The organism is Bradyrhizobium sp. INPA03-11B (assembly GCF_040446015.1).
Lineage (GTDB): Bacteria > Pseudomonadota > Alphaproteobacteria > Rhizobiales > Xanthobacteraceae > Bradyrhizobium > Bradyrhizobium macuxiense_A.
Map to the genome: position 1 here is coordinate 1 of NZ_JASGSR010000234.1, position 4,435 is coordinate 4,435.

7 protein-coding genes are annotated in these 4,435 nt (G+C 64.8%); 3 read left to right on the plus strand and 4 right to left on the minus strand.

Translation table 11 applies throughout. The features are described 5' to 3' along the window. Window positions 1-345: NAD(P)/FAD-dependent oxidoreductase (locus tag QMZ05_RS40370; protein WP_353705819.1), on the minus strand; the 345-nt coding region annotated here is incomplete at its 3' end. An 85-nt stretch (window positions 346-430) separates the two neighbouring features. On the opposite strand from QMZ05_RS40370, the gene QMZ05_RS40375 reads away from it, so the two are divergent. The 3 genes from QMZ05_RS40375 to QMZ05_RS40385 all read left to right on the plus strand — a co-directional run bounded on the left by QMZ05_RS40375 (window position 431) and on the right by QMZ05_RS40385 (window position 3,255). Then, window positions 431-1,081 (plus strand): TetR/AcrR family transcriptional regulator, encoded by a 651-nt coding sequence (locus tag QMZ05_RS40375; protein WP_353705820.1) that lies wholly within the window; start codon window positions 431-433, stop codon window positions 1,079-1,081. Between the two features lie 223 nt (window positions 1,082-1,304). Then, window positions 1,305-2,375, plus strand: a complete 1,071-nt coding sequence (locus tag QMZ05_RS40380) for a hypothetical protein (protein WP_353705821.1) — start codon at window positions 1,305-1,307, stop codon at window positions 2,373-2,375. A 214-nt stretch (window positions 2,376-2,589) separates the two neighbouring features. Further along, window positions 2,590-3,255: a hypothetical protein gene (locus QMZ05_RS40385; protein ID WP_353705822.1), complete on the plus strand. Its 666-nt coding sequence runs from the start codon at window positions 2,590-2,592 to the stop codon at window positions 3,253-3,255. Here the strand turns inward: QMZ05_RS40385 and QMZ05_RS40390 are convergent. From QMZ05_RS40390 to QMZ05_RS40400, 3 genes are all read right to left on the minus strand, one after another. After that, window positions 3,245-3,667 (minus strand): CAP domain-containing protein, encoded by a 423-nt coding sequence (locus QMZ05_RS40390; protein WP_353705823.1) that lies wholly within the window; start codon window positions 3,665-3,667, stop codon window positions 3,245-3,247. The two genes, QMZ05_RS40385 and QMZ05_RS40390, sit on opposite strands and share 11 nt — an antisense overlap. A 22-nt stretch (window positions 3,668-3,689) precedes the next feature. After that, the gene (locus QMZ05_RS40395) at window positions 3,690-3,896 is read right to left on the minus strand and encodes a hypothetical protein (RefSeq protein ID WP_353705824.1); all 207 of its coding nucleotides are present in this window, start codon (window positions 3,894-3,896) and stop codon (window positions 3,690-3,692) included. A 50-nt stretch (window positions 3,897-3,946) separates the two neighbouring features. Continuing rightward, the coding region (locus QMZ05_RS40400; protein WP_353705825.1) for a ketopantoate reductase C-terminal domain-containing protein at window positions 3,947-4,435 on the minus strand (489 nt) is incomplete at its 5' end.

Below are 4,435 nucleotides of genomic sequence, written 5' to 3' on the forward strand. Positions count from 1 at the left end.
CTGCGAGTCGGCCGACGACCAGTCGGCGCGCACGACGCGGTGGTTGAAGCGGATCTTCTTGTCGATGCCATAGGCGCGCGCGGTCTCGCGCACATAGTTCAGGATCGACGGCCCGTCGGCGATCGCCTTCGGCGCAGTCCACGGCCGGAACGAATAGCCGAGCGTGTACATGTCGGAGTCGGAGCGGATGCCGGGATAGCGGAACAGGTCCCAGGTCCCGCCGATGCAATCGCGGCCTTCGAGAATGGCGTAGCTGCGGTCCGGACAGTTGGTCTGCAGATGGTAGCCGGCGCCAATGCCTGACAAGCCGGCACCCACGATCAACACGTCGAACTGAGCGGACATGCCCTGAGCCTCCCGTGGCAGAATTGACAATCCTTATTGTCAGATAGCTTGACATCTGACAATGGCTCGTGTCAATACACTTTTCATGGCAAGCAGCCGGAAAGCCCGCCTCTATGGCGGCATGGACGCCGAGGAGCGCCGCAGCGAGCGGCGGCTGAAGCTGATCGACGCGGCGATCGAGGTCTATGGCGAGGTCGGCTATCGCAGCGCGACGGTGAAGGCGATCTGCGAGGCCGCTGAGCTCACCGAGCGCTATTTCTACGAGTCCTTTGCCAACAGCGAAGCGCTGCTGATTGCCGCCTACAACCATGTCGTCGGCCATCTGCACGAGGAAATGACGGCTGCCGCGGCGGCCGCCGGCGACGATGCCGAAGCAAGACTGCACGCCGCGCTGACGCTGTATTTTACCCGGCTGAAGGAGCATCCGAAGCCGGCACGGGTCTTCCTGCTGGAAATCTCCGGCATCAGCCCGGCGGTCGATGCCGTCAAGCTCGACGCCGGGCGTGTCTTCAGCGACATCCTGGTGCCGCCGGTGCTCGATGCAAAACACGGAGACAGGGGCGCGGCTGCGACGCTGCTCTCGACCGGCATGGTCGGCGCGGTCATCTCGATCGCGCTGCGCTGGGTCTCGAAGCAATATCCGCAAACCGTCGAGGACGTCGTCGCGATCGCCGCCAGCTTCTGCCGCGTCGCATTGACCGAGGCCGATCGCCGCCGGGACTTGCGTTTGCGGTAGCGGTGGGTCCACGCCGCTCGCCGATTTTCGACTATGTTTCGCTGGGGTTTCCGGCCTGGCCCGAGGCCGCGCCGCTGATTTTACTTGCATTACCGGTGGCCGGGGTTGTCTTATGCCCGGTACCGGGCGCAACCAGGCTTTTTCCTGTTTCGCCTTGCGAAACAACGAAAAACTGCATCAGGCGGAGCTTAAGCCTTTGGTCGACGTGCACAGGCTGGACGACGTGACCGCGCGCCTTGGCGACGTGGTGCTCGATCCCGCGACCTGGCCGTCCTTCATGGACGAGGTCTGCGCGGCCGTCGGCGCGACCGGGGCTGCGATGCTTCAGAGCGATATCCGCACCGAGGACATTCCGCGCTCGGAATCGATCAGCGAATATTTCACCAAGACCTATTTCCCGCAGAATTTTCATCTCACCGACATCCGCGCGGCACGCGGCGTGCCGTTGATGCTGGCTGGCACCAATGTCATCACCGATGCGGACCTGTTCGGAGACGAAGCCGAGATGCTGCGCGACCCGCTTTATGCGACGCTCGGAGAGTTCGGGCTGAAGTGGTTCGCGGGGATCGGCTTCCGCGCCGGCCCTGCACTGTGGGCATTGAGCATCCAGCGCTCGCCGAAGGAAGGCATGTTCGACGCCGACGAGGTCAAAGTACTCTCGCGCGTCTCGGCACGGCTGACCGAAGCCGCGACACTGTCCACCGTCGTCGGCCGCTCGGCGATCTCGGGCATCACCAGTGCGCTCGACCTGATCCAGGTCGCGGCGATTGCCGTCGGCCGCTTCGGCGCCGTCATCGGCATGAACGCCCACGCGGAAAGTTGCCTCGGCCATGACCTTGCGATCCGCAACAACCGCCTCACCCTGCTCGACCGGCAAGCCAATGCGGATCTGACCAGGCTGATCGATCTGCTGGCCCACAGTTCGGACCTGCACCCGCTCCCGACAGCGCCGATCGTGGTGCGCAGGATCGACAAGCGGCCGATCGTGATCCAGATGCAGCCGGTGCCTCCCGCCGCGCGTTCACCGTTCCTGGGCGCGCGCGCGATCCTGTTGATCCGCGATCTCGAAGGCAGCGCCGCATTCGATTCTGCGCTGCTGGCGACGACCTTCGAACTGACGCCGGCGCAGGCACGCCTCGCCACGCGGCTTGCGCGCGGCGATTCAGTCGAAGCTGCGGCACAGGAGGCCGGCGTTGCCCTTGCCACCGCGCGCAATCAGCTCAAGACGATCTTCCAGAAGACCGGCACGCACCGGCAGGCGGAACTGGTCGCTTTGCTGCACCGGGTGAAGTGAGCAATTCGAGACGAATTGTTCTGAGGTTCCGGTCGCCTTCGCTGGGAATTCTGGAGATATTCCAATACCGCACGACTGTGTTCCACCGGACACGGCGGTATCCGCGGCCTTCCACAGGGCGAGGAAAATCGTCGGGTTCCCGGGTGACAAGCGTCACTAAAATGGCGACAATCTGCTCACTCTGTGTCGTTCGGGTTTGCTTGCAATGTCCGTGATGCCGTCACGATCATCGACGTTGGCTGTTGCCGTTTTTGTCGCCGCGTTTGCGCTGGCGCCGATGCGTGCGCATGCGCAATGGTGGCGCAGCGCCCCGAAGGATTTCGAGGATTGCGCCGACCTCGCCGAGAAGGCGAAGACCAAGGAAGACAAGACCGCGCAACTCGCCGACTGCAACGCCAAGTTTGCCGGACGCCGCAAGCCCGGCGGCGGCTATACCTATTACGACTTCATGCAGGACCGCAGCTTCGACATCGCCGGTCCCAATCCGACGCCGGACGAGCAGAAGAAGATCGACCAGGAATATACCGGCTATCTCGAGAAGGAGCGCCGCTCCAGCATCGTCGCGGCGTTCAATGCCAAGCAGCTCGAGCGGCAGGAAAAGCAGGAGCGGCCGCCGCAGATCCAGCAGGCGTCATTGCACAATGAGCCCGTGCACAGCGAGGCGGCAAAGGTCCCCGCCCCGGTCGCACGGCCGGCGAAGCCACGGGTCGTCGCCGTGCCTCTTCCCAGGGTGCGGCCACAGGCGGGAAGCTGCGTGAAGGGCAAATTCTCCTGCGAATGGCCGCGGCTTTCCGAAGGATTGGACGGCCTGAAGAAACTGTTCACGCCGGCATTGCCGCCGCCGACCAAGGTCGCGAAGCGAACTGACGTCAGTCGGTAATCACCATCGCCCAGAACCGGCGGTACGGCGACTTCGGATTGTCGACGTAGGCCACGCCGACGCGCTTGGCGCCCGGCATCAGCAGGTTCTCGCGGTGCCCCGCCGAGTTCTCCCATTGCTTCAGCATCTCGGCGAAGGCGATGAAGCCGGCGCCGATATTTTCCGCCGCCCGCTGCTTCTTCAGAGGTGCGATGCGCGTGAAGAAGCTGCCGCCGGCGGAATGGCTGACCGATCCGGTCGCCGACATCGCCTGCGCCTGCTTCAGCGCCATCGCATTCAGCTTCGCGTCCAGCTTCACCGCGGGCATGCGGTTGGCGCGCCGGTAGGCACTGATCGAGCCGGCATAGTCGGCGGCGCTTGCCGTCGCAACCGAGCCAAGCAGAAAGGTAAGCGCGAGAACAAGCCGCTTCATCTCAATCATTCTCTCTGATGGATCAGCGCGTGTGACCGCGCTCGTGGTGTCGGTGCCGGACCGGTTTGTGCGCGGGCATGGCCGGTCGGCTCGCGGCCGCGGCTGCCGCGCGCTGCTCCTGCAGGCGCGCATCATAGCCTGGCGAGGGCACCACGGTCGGCGGCGCGGCGCGGGCCGGTCCGGCCGCGAGCGCAACAAGCGCGAGCAGCATGACGCAGGATCGTTTCATGATGTCACCTCCCCGATTGTGCGAACGGTATGGCAGACGATCGTCGGCGCTCACGACGACGCCGCGCGGATCTGTTCCGGCGTCAGCCCCGGCGAGCCCTTGCCGTCGGCCTCGGCCTTCCGGATCAGCGCGATGATGCGGCGCGACAGCGGAGCCTCGAGCCCGCGGCGGTCCGCGATCGCGGTGATCACGCCCTGCAGATAATCGATCTCGGTGCGGCGGCGACGCTGTAGGTCCTCCCACATCGAGGAGCGCGCTTCCGGATCGATCTTCATGGTTCGGCCAAGCAGCATGCCGAACAGCGTATCAGGCAGCCGCAGCAGATGCGGCATCCAGCTCGACGGCAGCGGCGTCGGTGACACCGGTGCTATGCCCTCGGCGCGAACCGCGGCCAGGCCCTCCGCCATCTGGTCGGCGAACAGTTGCCGCCAGCCGCGTTGTGCAAGCTGCTGCCGCAGCGGAATGTTGGACAGCGCATTGAGCGCGTTGTTGAGATTGACGATCAGCTTGCCCCACTGCACCCCGTCGATATTGGCGGT

What these genes read in the sequence shown, in the direction of transcription:
- QMZ05_RS40390 (WP_353705823.1), bottom strand. Translation starts at nt 3,667, where the DNA reads ATGAAGCGGCTTGTTCTCGCGCTTACCTTTCTGCTTGGCTCGGTTGCG.
- QMZ05_RS40395 (WP_353705824.1), bottom strand. Translation starts at nt 3,896, where the DNA reads ATGAAACGATCCTGCGTCATGCTGCTCGCGCTTGTTGCGCTCGCGGCC.
- QMZ05_RS40385 (WP_353705822.1), top strand. Translation starts at nt 2,590, where the DNA reads ATGCCGTCACGATCATCGACGTTGGCTGTTGCCGTTTTTGTCGCCGCG.
- QMZ05_RS40375 (WP_353705820.1), top strand. Translation starts at nt 431, where the DNA reads ATGGCAAGCAGCCGGAAAGCCCGCCTCTATGGCGGCATGGACGCCGAG.